Origin of the sequence: Lacinutrix sp. WUR7 (assembly GCF_016864015.1) — a bacterium.
Lineage (GTDB): Bacteria > Bacteroidota > Bacteroidia > Flavobacteriales > Flavobacteriaceae > Oceanihabitans.
Genome location: NZ_CP045067.1, coordinates 2,429,701 through 2,446,177, shown reverse-complemented (window position 1 = coordinate 2,446,177; position 16,477 = coordinate 2,429,701). Strand labels below are relative to the sequence as shown.

General features: G+C 31.8%; 14 protein-coding genes. 9 read left to right on the top strand and 5 right to left on the bottom strand.

Annotated elements, in window-relative coordinates; translation table 11 throughout:
- Positions 1-32: 32 nt before the first annotated feature.
- Positions 33-548 carry a nucleotide exchange factor GrpE gene (locus tag FG167_RS10610; protein WP_203458250.1) on the bottom strand — a complete coding sequence of 172 codons (516 nt, stop codon included), beginning with the start codon at positions 546-548 and terminating at the stop codon, positions 33-35.
- Between the two features lie 162 nt (positions 549-710).
- Here FG167_RS10610 and FG167_RS10605 point away from each other — a divergent pair, with 162 nt between their 5' ends.
- Positions 711-1,379 carry a YceI family protein gene (locus FG167_RS10605; protein WP_203458249.1) on the top strand — a complete coding sequence of 223 codons (669 nt, stop codon included), beginning with the start codon at positions 711-713 and terminating at the stop codon, positions 1,377-1,379.
- A 227-nt stretch (positions 1,380-1,606) separates the two neighbouring features.
- Complete coding sequence (locus FG167_RS10600; RefSeq protein ID WP_203458248.1) at positions 1,607-2,041, top strand: hypothetical protein; 435 nt, start codon at positions 1,607-1,609, stop codon at positions 2,039-2,041.
- Here FG167_RS10600 and mnmD read toward each other — a convergent pair.
- From mnmD to FG167_RS10585, 3 genes are read right to left on the bottom strand one after another with little or no spacing between them, the layout of a single operon-like run.
- Positions 2,034-2,723, bottom strand: a complete 690-nt coding sequence (mnmD, locus tag FG167_RS10595) for a tRNA (5-methylaminomethyl-2-thiouridine)(34)-methyltransferase MnmD (RefSeq protein ID WP_203458247.1) — start codon at positions 2,721-2,723, stop codon at positions 2,034-2,036. The genes FG167_RS10600 and mnmD overlap by 8 nt on opposite strands.
- A gap of 7 nt (positions 2,724-2,730) precedes the next feature.
- The gene (locus tag FG167_RS10590; RefSeq protein WP_203458246.1) at positions 2,731-3,162 is read right to left on the bottom strand and encodes a hypothetical protein; all 432 of its coding nucleotides are present in this window, start codon (positions 3,160-3,162) and stop codon (positions 2,731-2,733) included.
- Entirely contained in the window at positions 3,163-3,675 is a 513-nt protein-coding gene (locus FG167_RS10585) for a DUF4920 domain-containing protein (RefSeq protein ID WP_203458245.1), read from the bottom strand. It abuts the gene before it with no gap.
- Positions 3,676-3,817: 142 nt separating this feature from the next.
- On the opposite strand from FG167_RS10585, the gene FG167_RS10580 reads away from it, so the two are divergent.
- Positions 3,818-4,867 carry a branched-chain amino acid aminotransferase gene (locus tag FG167_RS10580; protein ID WP_203458244.1) on the top strand — a complete coding sequence of 350 codons (1,050 nt, stop codon included), beginning with the start codon at positions 3,818-3,820 and terminating at the stop codon, positions 4,865-4,867.
- 46 nt (positions 4,868-4,913) lie between these two features.
- On the opposite strand, the gene FG167_RS10575 is transcribed toward FG167_RS10580, so the two are convergent.
- Complete coding sequence (locus FG167_RS10575) at positions 4,914-5,300, bottom strand: nucleoside triphosphate pyrophosphohydrolase family protein (protein ID WP_203458243.1); 387 nt, start codon at positions 5,298-5,300, stop codon at positions 4,914-4,916.
- Between the two features lie 446 nt (positions 5,301-5,746).
- Between FG167_RS10575 and FG167_RS10570 the strand changes: the two genes are divergently transcribed.
- The 6 genes from FG167_RS10570 (at position 5,747) to FG167_RS10545 (ending at position 16,440) form a co-directional block, all read left to right on the top strand.
- Positions 5,747-9,130, top strand: a complete 3,384-nt coding sequence (locus tag FG167_RS10570; protein WP_239004372.1) for a M36 family metallopeptidase — start codon at positions 5,747-5,749, stop codon at positions 9,128-9,130.
- A 225-nt stretch (positions 9,131-9,355) separates the two neighbouring features.
- Positions 9,356-9,799, top strand: coding sequence for a hypothetical protein (locus tag FG167_RS10565; protein WP_203458242.1), 444 nt, complete (start codon positions 9,356-9,358; stop codon positions 9,797-9,799).
- A 202-nt stretch (positions 9,800-10,001) separates the two neighbouring features.
- Positions 10,002-11,645, top strand: a complete 1,644-nt coding sequence (locus tag FG167_RS10560) for an ATP-binding protein (RefSeq protein ID WP_203458241.1) — start codon at positions 10,002-10,004, stop codon at positions 11,643-11,645.
- Positions 11,642-13,558, top strand: coding sequence for a sensor histidine kinase (locus FG167_RS10555; protein WP_203458240.1), 1,917 nt, complete (start codon positions 11,642-11,644; stop codon positions 13,556-13,558). Before FG167_RS10560 ends, FG167_RS10555 begins: the two co-directional genes overlap by 4 nt.
- A 70-nt stretch (positions 13,559-13,628) precedes the next feature.
- Positions 13,629-14,252, top strand: a complete 624-nt coding sequence (locus FG167_RS10550) for a response regulator transcription factor (protein ID WP_203458239.1) — start codon at positions 13,629-13,631, stop codon at positions 14,250-14,252.
- A gap of 79 nt (positions 14,253-14,331) precedes the next feature.
- Positions 14,332-16,440: a T9SS type A sorting domain-containing protein gene (locus FG167_RS10545; protein WP_203458238.1), complete on the top strand. Its 2,109-nt coding sequence runs from the start codon at positions 14,332-14,334 to the stop codon at positions 16,438-16,440.
- Positions 16,441-16,477 lie beyond the last annotated feature (37 nt).

The window sequence follows — 16,477 nt, the reverse complement described above, 5'->3', positions numbered from 1 at the left end:
CAAAAAAAAAGGATTTTTTTAATTAATTATTCTTATTGTCCTATTACTACTTTTGGAAAACGTATTACTTTCTCTCCTAATTTGTATCCTTTTTCAACTACATCAATTACTTTTCCTTTTAAATCGTCTGTAGGCGCAGGAATTTGTGTGATTGCTTCAAGATAATCTGCATCAAACACATCTCCTTTTTTTACAGATATAGCTGTCAAACCTTTTTGCTCTAGTGTAGAAAGTAATTTTTGATAAATTAAATTCACCCCTTTACGAAGTTCTTCGGCTTCCTTATCGTCGTCAATATGACTTAACGCACGTTCAAAATCATCTAAAACAGGTAATAATGACACCATAACATCCTGACTTGCCGTCTTAAATAACTCTATACGTTCTTTAGATGTTCGTTTTTTATAATTTTCAAACTCTGCAAAAAGACGTAAAAATTTATCTTTTTCTTGTTTTACTTCCTCTTGTAGTTGCTCTTCAACAGATAGTTCTTGTGTTTCTGCTGCTGCTTGTTCTTCTATAATTTCTTCTTTATTTTTCTTGCTCATCGTAGTACCTAGTTTTTATAAATACTTTTAACAGATGGCAAAAGTACTGCCATTATTATAAAAATGTCAAAATGTCATTGCCTTTTTTTTATGTATTTTCTTCTTTAACTACACTAACAATTTGTATTTTTGTCACTTAACACTAAAAACAAAATAAATATTATGAAAAAACAAATTTTAAATATTTTTACTGTTGTTGCATTATGTACAGCAGTTATAGGTTGTAAAAAAGCAAAAGAAGCTAGTACAAGTGATGCGGAAGCGGCTGCTGTTAGCGAAAGTACAACGGCAAAATATGTTGCAAATGTATCTGAATCTACCATTGAGTGGAAAGGTTTTAAACCAACAGGAACACACAATGGTACTGTAAACATTGAAAGTGGTATATTTCATGCAGACAATGGAGCTTTACAAAGTGGAACTTTTTTAATTAACATGAAATCTATAAGCGCTACAGATGTTGAAGGAGATCAAAAAAAGAATTTGGAAGCGCACTTAATGGGTACTGTTGCAGGAAAAGAAGGTGACTTTTTTGATGTAAACAAATTTCCTACTGGAGCATTTGAAATTACAGGAACGCAAGCTGCTGAAGGTGGTAAGACAATGCTTTCTGGTAACTTAACGTTAAAAGGAAACAAGCATAATGTTACTTTTCCTGTTACTATTACTAATGAAGGTGATATTATGACAATTTCTAGTGATGCCTTTACTATTGACAGAACGCAATGGGGAATTAACTATGGTTCTAAATCTGTTTTTGATAACCTTGGTGACAAGTTTATTAATGATGATATGGAATTAAAAATCACTATTAAAGCTAAGAAAGCTTAAATAACATACTTTTTTTTAAATACAGCCATACTTTTTAGTGTGGCTATATTTTTGCGTAATATTTTTTAAAGCAATAACTACCAGCGTTCTAATTATTTAAAATCGAATAAATTAGCTTTTTATCGAATAATTAAAACTTAATAATCCATTACTTTTCATTTTATTATTAGAAGGTATATTTTCACAATTAAATTTTTAGAGTAAGCTTTAAATTTTTAGAGAGACCAATGAAATTTATATTCACATTTTTAGTTGCATTCACGTGTATAGCTACAAGTTTTAGTCAAGCTACAAACACCCTAAGTTTTGAAAATTTTGAAACGGACTTTTTCTCTTACAATCCGGAGAAAAAGAAAACGGTAACAAAGGATCACTTTAGTTTTGCAGCATATGTTATTTCTGAAACTAAAAAATCCATAAATAATGATGTAAGCAATTATAATGTAATTAATTACTGGAATATATTAACAGCATTCGATATGCTTAAAGAAGATAAATCCACTTTAATTTTAGCTTTTCAAAAGTTAGTAGAATTAGAAGGAAGCTGTAAATATATTGTTAATTATAAAAATAAAATCTCCTTTTACAATACAATAACGGCAATGTATGACCACTACTATTCGCAATGTAAAAAAAGGGATACCTTAGTTGGTACTAATTAATTATTACAGGTTGTTTTGTTGCTCTTAACATGTGCCTTTTTCCTGGAGGACCTGGTAATCTCTTTAAATCAAAGCCTACACTACGCAATGCTCTTTTAACAGTTCCTTTAGCAGCATACGTTACTAATACTCCGTTTTTCTTTAAAGCATTATACATACTTTTAAATATTTCTTCTGTCCATAATTCTGGTTGCAATTCTGCACCAAAAGCATCAAAATAAATAATATTAAAAGCTTCTTTTTCGTTTATTTCTGAAAAATCTTTTTGCTCTTTAATCAGTTGAAAGTTATTGGTGATTTTTGTTTCGGCTTCCCAAGGAATTTCATGTAGTTTATTAAAAACGAATTTCTTATCGGAAGCATTTAATTGCCCCACATAATTAAGTTGTTCTAGCTCTTCCGCAGAAACAGGAAAAGCCTCCACTCCTTTATACTTTATAATAAGATTTTGTTTTTCGGCTTCCAACAATGTCATAAAGGCATTCAATCCAGTACCAAAGCCTATTTCTAATATCGATATACTTTCTGCCTTGTTTTCCTCTCTATAATGCTGTAAACCATTTTGTATATACACGTGTTGCGCTTCTTGTATTGCTCCATGTGTAGAATGGTATTGTTCATTCCATTCAGGAATGTGTATGGTTGTAGAACCGTCTTCTGTAATTATAATGTTCCGTTTCAAAAAAGAACTATTTAATTAGTAGTTTTTTAATTCTTGGTATTGGACCTGTGCATTCGGTTTGATGACAAGAAATACACATTCCTACAGCGTTATTAAATCTATCCTCAATGGGCGTATTAGATGCTGCATTGAAAACATCTTTTTCTGCCGCAACAAAGAGCGTAGAAAATGCTTGAAAATTTTCATTTCTATATTTAAAATCGGAAAGTTCTGCCGTATGAATTTTTAAAAAATCTAATGGAAATTCTGTTGGTATTTTACCTGCAATAATTTCCTTTTTAATCTTTAAATTATGTGCATACATTTGGTTCATAAGTATTGCCATTTCTGATGACTCATACATATCATACACCTTTTTTTCTTTTTTTTCGACTTGTTTTTCTTTCAAATTACAGCTTAATAAAAAAGCAAAACAAAAAAACCAAAGTAACTGTTTCATTTATAATTCTTCTTCTACAAGTAAAACGCCATCTGCTTCAAAAGAGTACGTTTTTTTGGATTCTGTGATTTTTGCGATTTCTTCCGCAGATTTCCCTGCATCTTCAGCATAATGACGAAGTTCTTCAACAGGCACTTCGTTTACATACGCTTTACCATTTACAATTACTTCTTGTCCTGCAATATTTTTAGGCATAAAAAAACCATAGTCCTTAAATTTAACCATAACTTCTTCTCCATTCCCTAAATCCAATTTCATCCAACAACCTTTTGCTTGACAAACTTCATCTACTTTTGCAATCATTTTAGAGTTTATACTATCTCCAACTTTCATGGTTTTATAATGTTCTGCCATAGAAATTGCAGTAATAGCATCATCTGCTATAATTTCTTCACCAAAAGACTTATAGGTGATTTCTTTGGTTTCTTCTATTACTGTTTCCTCTTTTTTCTCTTCGCTTTTACATGCAACAAACATCGTTAAAAGCATGGTAATTAGTAAATATTTCTTCATTTTGTTTATTAAATTTCTATTTATAATTGGCCATAAAGATAGTACTTTTTAAAAAATAATTAATCTTTTTTATACCACTATTATTCTGTATTTTTGTTTCTTAATACATGTTTTTTAGCATGAATAAACAATTGCAAACAAAATGGATATAGTAAAAGTAGACAAATCAAGAATAGATAGCGTTGATTTTGAAAATTTAGCTTTTGGTCGCGAATTTTCGGATCATATGTTTGAGTGTGATTTTGTAAATGGCGAATGGCAAACCCCAAAAATAAAACCTTACCAAGCATTAACACTGGATCCTTCGGCTCGAGTATTTCATTATGGCCAAGCGGTTTTTGAAGGAATGAAAGCATTTAAAGACGATAATAATAAAGTTTGGTTATTTAGACCTTTAGAAAACTTTAAACGTATTAACGAGTCGGCTAAACGATTAGCTATGCCAGAATTTCCGGAAAAATATTTTATGGAAGGACTAAGTACTTTAGTTGGTTTAGACCAAGATTGGACTAAAAAAGGAGATGGTAATGCTTTATATATAAGGCCTTTTGTAATTGCGACAGAGCCTGCAATTTCTGCGGCACCTGCTAGCGAATACAAATTTATGATTATTTGTTCCCCAGTTAAAGCATATTACTCTGGTTTAGTTCGTGTTTTAATAGCCGAAAAATATAGTCGTTCTGCAGATGGTGGTGTTGGTTATGCAAAAGCTGCTGGTAATTATGCTGCGCAGTTTTACCCTACAGCTTTAGCACAAGAACAAGGATACCAACAAATTATTTGGACAGATGCTAGTACGCATAAATACTTAGAAGAAGCTGGTACCATGAATGTGTTTTTTAGAATAAACGACAAACTAGTAACAGCACCTACAAGTGATCGTATTTTAGATGGAATTACAAGAAAGAGTATTATACAATTAGCAAAAGATAACAATGTAGAAGTTGAAATTCGACCTATTTCGGTAGACGAATTAAAAACCGCTTCCAAAGACGGATCTTTAAAAGAAATTTTTGGAACTGGAACTGCTGCAGTTATTAGTCCGATTTCAGCTTTTGAACATGCTGAAGAAGTATATGAATTACCAGAACTAAATGCCGATTCTTATTCTACTATTTTCAAACGAAAATTAATGGATATACAATATAACAAAGCAGAAGATCAGCACGATTGGCGTGTTGCTGTTAAATAAAAAGTAAAAAAGAGTAAAAAAAAGCAACCCGTTGGGTTGCTTTTTTTTACTTATCTAATATTTCAGAAATATTAGGTTTAAAATAATTAGGGCCTTTAAGCACCTTACCATCTTCTCTGTAAATTGGCTGTCCGTCTTCCCCAAGTTTACTCATATTACTTCGTTGTATTTCGTTAAAAACCTCTTCAATTTTATATTGCATACCATGCTCTATAATAGTACCACAAAGTATATATAACATATCTCCTAAAGCATCTGCTACCTCTACTAAATCATTATTATTAGCAGCTTCAAAGTATTCTTCGTTTTCCTCTTGCATTAAATTAAAACGAAGGGTGTTTTTATCTTTTCCTAAATCGGCTTTTGGTGTTTCTCTATGTCCTATTTTAAAAGCTGTGTGAAAAACTTTTACTGCTTCCATTTTATTTTTCATAAAAAAATTATTTTTCATTTCCGTGAAAACGGAAATCTTATGGTTTTGTTTCTTAATTTTGCATAAAAATAGAGATATGTTTAGTAATGGTCAAATCGTTTTCGGAATTTTATTTGCAATCGCATTTATTATAGCCATTACATACACCTACAGAAAAGATTTAAAACTACACAAACAACATTACAAAGGAAGCATTTGGGTTTTAGTAGCTTTTATATGTTTTATCCTTTTTATTGTCTCCATAAAGTACTTTTTAAAATAAGCCTTCACCTAAATCATTGTATTAAATTCTAGTACTACCTGTGTTCTATTAACAAGTACACATACACTACAGACTCTAATAATTTCAGAAAAACATTTATATTTTTTTTCATTTACCAAAATCAACTTATTGATTATCAAAAAATTAATATACCTTTATAAGGCTATTAATTAAATTTACTTGAATGAAAAACACTACACGATTCTTCGTAATCATCTGTATGGTGACGAATGTACTCCTTGCTCAACAAAAGCCAAATCAAAAAATTTCCATTGAAAAATCTTCAATTTCTTTAGAAACATTAATTACGCAGAAAAGCAATAATTATGTTATAACTAACGAATATGTTAGTAAAAAAACGGGTATCAGACATATATATTTAAGACAAGCTATAGATGGTATTGAAGTAAAAGGAACAGAATCCAGCATTCATTTTGACGCGTCTGGAACAGTCATAATATTGCATAATAATTTTATAGAAAATATTCCATCTACTGTCCTTAATAAAACGGTAGCTCTTAATGCGAGTCAAGTAATTACTTCAGTTGCCAATCAAATGCATTATTCTTTAGACAAATTAGAAACTATTGAAAGTTTAGGAGGAATAAATAAAAAAGCCATTTATAATAAAGCCGGAATTTCTTTGAAAAACATTCCCGTTAAGTTAATGTATTACTTACAAAAAGATATTGGTACAACTATGGTTTGGGAACTTTCTATTGCTGAAAAAGAATCATCCGATTGGTGGGTTTTTCGCGTAGATGCTGCATCAGGAATTATTATAGATAAAGATAACTTAACAACATCTTGTAATATTTTAGGAGATCATAAAGAACACACAACTAGCAGTTCTACTATAAATCATGCTGATTTTATTGGCCCTATTAAAGAGATTCATTCTAGTTTAAATAATTATTCCACACCCATACCATTTGCACCTACTGCGACTTACAACGTGTATGCTATGCCTACGGAATCGCCAAATTATGGAACCAGAACACTTGTGACAAACCCCGAAAATGTATCTGCTTCTCCATTTGGATGGCACGATACAAATGGTGTTGAAGGAGCTGAATTTACATCTACTGTTGGAAATAATGTAAGCGCCTATGACGATGATGATGCTAACAATTTACCAGATGACAAATATGCATATAGTCCTGGAGGGAATTTAATTTTCGACTTTCCTCTAAATACGACTTATTCGGCTGGAGATCAATCTGAAAATGCAATCCTTACCAATTTGTTTTATTGGAATAACATTGTACATGATGTACTTTATGAATATGGTTTTGATGAAGCAGCTGGTAATTTTCAAGAAAATAATTATGGTAATGCAGGATTAGGAGGAGACTCCGTAAATGCCCAAGCACAAGATGGAAGTTCGAGCTGTAATGCGTTTTTCTCGACACCTGTAGACGGTACGAATCCTACCATGCGTATGCATGTTTGCAATTCTAGAGATAGTGATATAGATAATGGAGTAATCATTCATGAATACGGACATGGTATTTCCAATCGGTTAACTGGAGGTTCTTTAGTAGGATGTCTTGCAAACACAGAACAAATGGGAGAAGGCTGGAGTGATTTCTATGGCTTGCTTTTAACAATGAAACCTGGAGATACTGGTGAAGATTCCAGACCTATAGGAACATGGTTACTAGGAGGATCTGCTGGCAGTTCAGGAATTAGAACGTACCCTTATAGTACTTTATTAACAACGAATCCACATACTTATGACGATATCAAAACAGAAGTTATTCCTCATGGTATAGGCTCTGTTTGGACAGCCATGTTATGGGATATGACTTGGAGTTTAATAGAAGACCAAGGTTTTGATGCTAATTTTTATACCGGAACAAGTGGAAATAATATTGCGTTAAATTTAGTTACACAAGGCTTAATATTACAACCTTGTAGCCCCGGATTTATAGATGGTCGTGATGCCATTTTAGCGGCAGATCAAACTTTATATGGTGGCGCTTACCAATGTTTAATATGGGAAGCATTCGCTAAAAGAGGTTTAGGCTTTAGTGCAACCCAAGGATTATCTTCTAGCAGAAGTGATGGAACAGAGGCTTTTGATTTACCTACAAACTATTCTAGCTTTAAGTCTGTTGAAGAAATTTGCATGGCTTCTGGCATACAAACAGGTCTTTCCGGAGGACTACCAACTGGAGGTGTTTATAGCGGAACAGGTGTAACAGATACTGGCGATGGCTTGACGTATTCGTTTGACCCAAATGCTACCGGAGTTGGTATGACATCTGTAAATTATTATGTTAATGATTATTGTACTGGAGCACCAACTACAAATACGGAACAAATAAATGTTACGAATAATCCACCTGAATTAATAATAAGAGGATCTGGACTTATCCCACTTACCGAATCGCTATCTAATAGTCCAGCACTTAGTATTCCCGATGGTGATATAGCTGGTATAACCGACACTTTTACCGTAGCAAACAATGTAATTATTACAGACCTTAATGTAAATATCGATATTTCTCACACGTATGTGGGAGATCTTATAGTAACTATAAAATCACCAGGCGGAACGACGGCTACATTAATAGATCGTCCAGGAGTACCTGCATCGACTTATGGATGTCTTGGAAATAATATCCTAGCCACTTTTGATGATGAAGCGGTTAACCATGTAGAAACAGCATGTGATGACTCTGAACCAACTATAAACGGTTTGTTTATTCCGGAAAATCCATTATCCATATTTGATGGTGAAAACACCTCTGGAATCTGGGAAATTTTTATATCCGATAGCGTTTCTCAAGATGTAGGCACATTAAATTCCTGGGGAATAACATTTGACTATGAAGTGCTAGCTACGCCACTTGATGTGTTTCTAGATGCTTCTGGAAACGCGACTATAAATGCGGAAGATTTGTTATTTAGCAATTCTATAGATTGCGGTACCGTTGCTTTTACTGGTGGAAACCCATTAGCATCTACTATTAGTTTTAGCTGTTTAGATTTAGGTGTAAATAATGTAGATGTATTAGTATCAAACAATGCTGGAGCATCCACTTCTGGGGTAGCCATAGTACATGTTATTGATAATTTAAATCCAACTGCTATTGCGCAAGACATCACTGTAAATTTAGAAGGAAATAGTTCTGTGAGCATTACTGCAAATGATATTGATAATGGCTCTGCAGACAATTGTGATTTTACGCTAAGCATAAATCTGGACACCTTTACAGCAGTAGGTAATTACCCTGTTTTACTTAGTGTTACCGACAGTTCTGGACATCAAGAAACCTTTGAAGTAAATGTAGAAGTTATTGATGTACAGTTATCCGTGGAAACGTTTAACGAAATAGAAAAACAAATAACTATTTATCCAATTCCCACAACGGCTACTTTAAATATTAGTACCGAATTAACGTTGGATACTATAGGAGTTTTCGATTTATTAGGAAAACAAATACTACATATCAAGAAACCTTCAAACAAAATAGATGTTTCTCATTTTTCGGAAGGCTTGTATATAATCCAGTTTCAAGTAGAAAATAAAACAGTAATAAAACGTTTCATAAAACATTAAAAACCGTTTTTATTTCAGACATAAATCCCCATTTTTTTGGGGATTTATTATTTCAAGAAATTATATATAAAGAATACGACTCTTAATCTATTAAAAAAGGCTTTTGCCTCCATTTTTTTCGTTCTAAAAAAATAATGCTTAACTTTTTAAAATACCTAATAACGGGTATGTTTTTACACCTCTATTTTTGAGAGATTTACCAATAACCTAACGAAAACGTAAACAATGGAAATTTTAAATTTAAAATCGGTGAGCATATTATGTTTTTTCATTTTTTTAATAAACTGCAAAGACAACAATATCAAGCAAGAAGACTATGCTTTTGATTTATGTAAGAATCCTTGTGCTATTTTAAATCAAGGCTATGATTATAACACCAAAGATGGAACAGCTAAATACATAATACCATATCCAAATGGAACTACATTAACCGAAGTTAGCAATAAAGATAATACGGTAACTTATGAAATCACTGGTCGTGGAGATTTTACAAAACCCAAATTTGAAAAGTTTAACAAAGGCAGTTTCTCTCAAATACCTGGCTCAGAATTAACCATTAAAGTCGTGTTTGAAAATTTTGACTGCAACGAAAATAACATTACAAAAAGAAAGAAAAAAACAGTTATAAAAGGATCACCAATAGCTCTTGGATGTAAAATTTTGGAATAATTTTATGAGAGCATCATTTATAAAAATACTCTGCATTTTTTGTTGTACTATTTGTATAGCACAAAATGACTCTGCCTATTTTTATTTTGATAATACCACACCTATTGCACTATTAGAATCAAAATTTAAAAATTCTAAAAAACCCACGGATACCAAATTTTATAAATTAATATACCATAGCCGCTTAAGAGATAGTGATTCTATGTCTTTCTATATAAACCAGCTCGAACAAGACAAAAACCTAACGAAGTTTCAACAATGCAGAGTCTTATATTTTGAGGGTTTTTATAATAAAATAACAAGTAATGATTCTTTATTTTTCAAAAAAAGCTATCAAACACTTCAACTAGCAAAAAAAGCACAAGACACTTTAACCACACTGTCTAGCCTTGCAGCGCTTAGTCAAACTTATGATTATAATAATGACAACTATTATAACCTAGAATATTTAAATATTTTAGCGCAAAAAGCGAAAGAGTACAACCAAGCAACTTATAAAATAATTCATCGTTTTTTACTAGCAACCTACTATTATTATAGAGATGAAAATAATGAAGCATTACGTAATTATAAAATGCTTTTAGGCTATAACTATAAAAAAAGAGATAGCGCATATTTACTTTATACCTATAATAATTTAGGCGCTTTATTTGAAGATAATTTATTACAATCAGATTCTGCTATTTATTATTTTAATAAGAAATTAGACTTCTTTAAAAAGGCACCAAGTCATACTTCAAAAGAAAGTTATTTTAATACGTATTTTAACATTGGTGTTTCCTATGAAAGATTAAACAAACTAGATGAAGCTGAAAAGTTTTATCTAAAAGCGGATAGCGTTTCTACGCGAGAAAACATCCTTAAGAATAGCAAAAAAATTAATGAAAATCTATCGGATTTATTTGCCAAACAAAAAAAATACCATAGTGCATATAATAGTCTAAAATTATCCCTTGAACTTTCGGACAGCCTAAATACCAAAGAACATCGTGAAGCTATAGCCAATATTAAAGAACAATATGACAACCAAAAACTTCGGGCAGATAATCTAGAAAGCGAAGTAAAAAGAAAACAAAATCAAAACTTGCTTATTGCCTCTTTATTCCTTTTAGTTTTTGGTGGATTTTCTGCATTCTTAATTCAGAAAAACACCAAACGTAAACAACTACTTGCCGAACAAGAACAAGAAATACAAACCCAAAAACTAGCTGCGGTACTTAAAGAACAGGAACTGACTAGTATTGATGCTATGATTGAAGGGCAAGAAAAAGAAAGACAACGTATTGCTAACGATTTGCATGATGATCTTGGCGGACTCATGGCTACTGTAAAACTTCATTTTAATGTTTTAAAGGAAAACAAATCGGAAGACCTTTTCGAAAAAACCAATACCCTTTTAGACGAAGCTTATCAGAAAATTAGAAGTATTGCACACGCTAAAAATTCTGGAGTAATTGCTAAACAAGGTTTATTAAAAGCCGTAAAGGAAATGGCTAACAAAATTTCAGCATTAAATAAAACGCAAATAGATGTGGTAGATCATGGTTTAGAAAACAGATTAGAAAACAGTTTAGAACTTACTATTTTTAGAATCATTCAAGAACTAACCACTAATATTATTAAACATGCGCAAGCAACACAAGCAACCATTAGTTTAACAAATCATGAGGACAGCCTAAATATTATGATAGAAGATAATGGTGTTGGTTTTGATACCAAAATCATTTCTAAAAAAGGGATGGGAATTCATAGTATTGATAAACGTGTAGAGTATTTGGACGGAAAAATGACTATCGAGTCTGAAATTAACCAAGGCACAACGATAATAATAGATTTACCGATATGAACATGCCAATCCAATCTAAAAAAAACCCTTTTTTTAAGGAGAGAGTAAAACGATCATTACCAATTATATGGTTATTAATATTCATACATCCTTCATTTGGTCAAACTTCTAAAGATACACTGTATGCTATCTGGGAAAACTCAAAAAAACCAGATTCTACAAGAGCAATAGCATTTAACATATTAATTTCTAAAAAGTATTTAGATAATAAAACAGATAGCGCTTATATTCTTATAGACCAGCTTATAAAATTTACCGAAGCTAATAAGATAGAACCTCAGCAAGCTAAAGCTTTAATCACATTAGGGCATATAAATCACATCTTAGGGGATTATCCTTCCGCAACTAATAGTTATGAAAAAAGTTTAAAATTATACAAGAAACTAGGTAATAAAAAAGGAGAAGCAAAAGCTCTAGATAATATTGGAAAAATGCATAAGACCAGCTGGAATTTGGATGAAGCATTATTTTTTTATGAACAAAGCCTAACCATAAGCAAAAGCAGAAAAGACACGCTCACCATTATTTCTAATCTAACAAATATTGGTAATATATATAACATACGGTTTAAGGCAGACAAAGCATTAGCGTATTTTAATGAAAGTTTAAAACTCTGTTCCTTAAAAAAGGATTTAAAAAACAGAGCCGTAAACCATGTCAACATTGGACAGTCTTACATTATTAAAAAAGATTATAAACTAGCAAAAAAGAAAACCAATGAAGCTATTAGAATCGGACATTTATTAAATAATTACAGTATTCTCGCACATGGCTATAGTACCATGGCTCAAAACTATTTTAAACAAAAAAAACATGACAGCCTTATAAAAATCGCTAAAAAAAGTCTTTTTTATGCAGAAAAAATACCTAATAAGACTAAAATACGAGGCGCTCATTACTTTTTATTTGAAGGATATAGAGGTAAAAAGAATTTTGATTCCACTTTTTATCATTATGAAAAAGGTAGAGAATATAGAAATGAAGCAGAAGACAAAGCGAATACTAGAGCATTGCAAAAAATGCAAATTGATAATTTTAGAAAAACGGATAGTTTAATGCATTTTCAAAAACAATTGCAAAATGAATTATACCATCAAACAGAAATTCAGCTAAAAAACAAAGAAAAAACAAACCTCACTTTAGCTTGGGGAAGCAGTTTTTCTATAGTCTCTCTATTCGCTTTTTTAATATTCAAAAACTCCAAACGAAAACAACTTAAAGCTGAAAAAGAACGTCAAGAACAAATAGAAGAAAAAGAAAAAATACTTAAAGACTTAGAGTTATCTACTATTGATGCGATGATTAGAGGTCAAGAAAAAGAACGTCAAAAATTAGCTTCCGATTTACATGATAGTGTTGGTGCAACATTGTCTGCCGCTAAAATGCAATTTGAATATCTCATAAAAAACCAAACAGACCTTAAAGCTTCCGAAGAATTAATAAAAAAAACCAGCACTTTACTAGAAGATGCCTATGTAGAGATTAGATCTATGGCACATTTAAAAAGCTCTGGAGTAATGGCTAAAAACGGCTTACTTCCCGCAATAGAAAAACTCTCTATAAATGCCTCCGGAATTAATGGGCTTACTTTTGAAGTCCATAGTTTTGGATTAAAAAATCGCCTAGAAAACTCTTTAGAAATTTCCATATTCCGAATCATTCAAGAGCTCATAACTAATATTATTAAACATGCGCATGCAACAAAAGGCATTGTACATTTAACAAATCATGAAGAAGGTCTAAATATTATTGTAGAAGATAATGGTATTGGTTTTAACACCAAAAACTTAAAACAAGCTTCCGGAATGGGAATAGATAGTATTGATAAACGGGTAGAGCATTTAGAGGGCCAAATGATTATTGAGTCTAAAAAAGACCAAGGAACCACCATAATTATAGACATTCCTATTTAAGAATACAGAACATTTTCAGTAAAAAACGTAAAGAATATATGCTTGATTTTTGAATTTAAAAACATACAAAATGATACGATTAGCCATAGCAGAAGATCATCAATCCTTAATTGACGGATTACAATTACTCTTAAAATATGAAGAAGGCATTTCTATAATTGGCACTGCAAATGATGGAGAGCAATTATTGGAAATTGTACGATTAAAACAACCAAACGTTATTATTACAGATATACGCATGCCCAAATTAGATGGCATTGCTGCTACCAAAGCGATCATGCAAGAATTCCCAACCACAAAGGTTTTAGCCTTTTCTATGTTTGATCAATTGGATGCCATAGAGCAAATGCTAGAAGCTGGAGCAAAAGGCTATATATTAAAGAACTCTTCCTTAACAGAAGTCTTACAAGCAATTAAAACAGTGTACAAAGGAGAAACATACTTTGACAAAAGTATAGATACCAATGCACTTGGCACAGATAAAAGCAACACTAAAAAAGGGCTCTTAACCAAACGTCAAATTGAAATATTACAACTCGTTGCGCAAGGTAAAACCTCACGAGAGATTGCCGAAGACTTATTTATTGGTATTCATACGGTAGATACACATAGAAAAAACATGATCCGCATTCTTGGACTTCACGGAAAAGGAGAGCTTTTGCGTTATGCTTTAGAGAAGAAGTATAAATTTTAAAATACCCAATGATGGGGATTTTATTGCCTTACATTATTTTATATGTTTGAATTGCTATTAACTTCTAAAACCAACCATTATGAAACGATTACTACTTTCTTTTATTTTCATCTTTATTAGTACGATATATATATTCGCTCAAGTTCCCCTAAGTGAACGCAATGCGCTTATTCAATTTTTTACGGAGAGCAATGGAGAAACGCTTTGGACAACAAACACCAATTGGAATACTGAAACCCCAGTATCTACATGGCAAGGAATAACCGTAACCAACATAAATGGTCAAGACCATGTTACACAAATTAACTTGCCAGACAACAATATTGTTGTTAGTAACGGTTTCCCTTTATCACTAACTACTTTATCCGAATTAACAAGGCTTGACTTGTATTTAAATCCCAATTATTATGCACCTGCTACATTTCCTGCAGAAATTCAAAATTTAACTAATCTAAATTATTTAGATTTAAGAGGTTGGCAACTTTCTGGAAATATACCAAGTGAAATAGGATCATTACCTAATCTTACCTGGATAGATTTAAGAAATAATTATCTTACTGGAAATATTCCTACAACAATCACCAATCTTTCTAATTTATATGTTTTTCTAATTTCTAACAACCAATTAACAGGAAGTATTCCAGATTTTTCAGGTATCACTAGTTTAAACTTTTTTTGGTATGAAAGTAATAATTTTGAATTCGGTGATTTTGAAAACACTTTTGCTAATAATCAATTTATTCCTAGTAATTTATTTTCACCTCAAAAATATATAGACCAACCATTTGAAATAGCAGTTGCTATTGGTAATTCTACAACTTTAACGGCCAACACATCTGGTACACAAAACAATTACCAATGGTATAAAGATGGTGTATTATTAATTGGTGAAATGAATACAACATTAAATGTTACAGTAAATTCTAGTGCAGACTATGGAACTTACACCTACCAAGCTACTAACAATATTGTTACAGGTTTAACTTTACAAAGTGTTAACTTTACAGTTGGTGAAGCTCCTTCAGACAACCAAGACTACAGCGCATTAGTTGCATTATACAATAGCACTAATGGAGATAGTTGGATAACAAACACCAATTGGCTAGATGATACCAAACCCTTAAGTACATGGCATGGAGTTACATTAACGAATAACAGGGTAACAAGTATTAGTTTAGGGTCTAATAATCTTACTGGTGTTTTACCTACAGAAATTGGTGACTTTTCCGAACTGCAAACCTTATTGCTATGGTCAAATGAAATTACAGGTAATATTCCTTCAGAAATTGGCAACCTTTCTAACTTAATAGAATTGGATTTAGCACCAAATACATTTTCAGGATCTATTCCACCAGAAATAGGAAACCTTGCAAACCTAGAAGTGCTTTGGTTAAACCAAAATGGGCTTACTGGAAATATTCCACAATCCTTTCAAAACTTAACAAACCTGCGCGAATTATACTTAATAGGTGCAATAGGAATTGATTCTAATTGGAGTAGTAGTGCTTATAATGGTGATTTTCCAGATTTAACAGCATTACCTTTAGAAACGCTTCAAATGCATCGTAATTATTTTACATTTGCTGATGTAGCAGATGAGATTGCAACCTATCAAGCAAATATTACCAATTTCGTTTTTTCACCTCAATACACATTAGATGTACCTGATGAAATTACTTCAGATGCTGGAGATGATATAACACTTACTTTAACAGATGTAGCTTCAACAAGGACAGCCTCAGGAAGACAAATGGCTGGAAATAATTACCAATGGCTAAAAGATGACGTTGCTATTAGTGGCGCAATTGCAAATACATATACCATAACTAATGCACAACCTAGCGATAGTGGAAGTTACCATTGCGTAATTACAAATCCAGATACACCAGGAATTGAAATTCATAGAGCACCGATAACTGTTAATGTTAGTTTGTTAGGTATTGCAGAAAATGATTTACAAGCTATCCAGGTTTACCCTAATCCAACAAATTCATTATTACATATTACTTTAAATAATACTTCTAAAACAAGTGCCACACTATATAATATTTTAGGCAAAAAAGTATTGCAAAAAGAATTTGAAAGTAATACACACTTTCTAAACATTGCACACTTACCAACTGGTATTTATATTTTAAAACTAGATACTGAAAACGGTTCTATAGCCAAACGTATCCTAAAAAAATAATTTGACTAATTAGTTACTAGGGAAAATTCTTTTTATC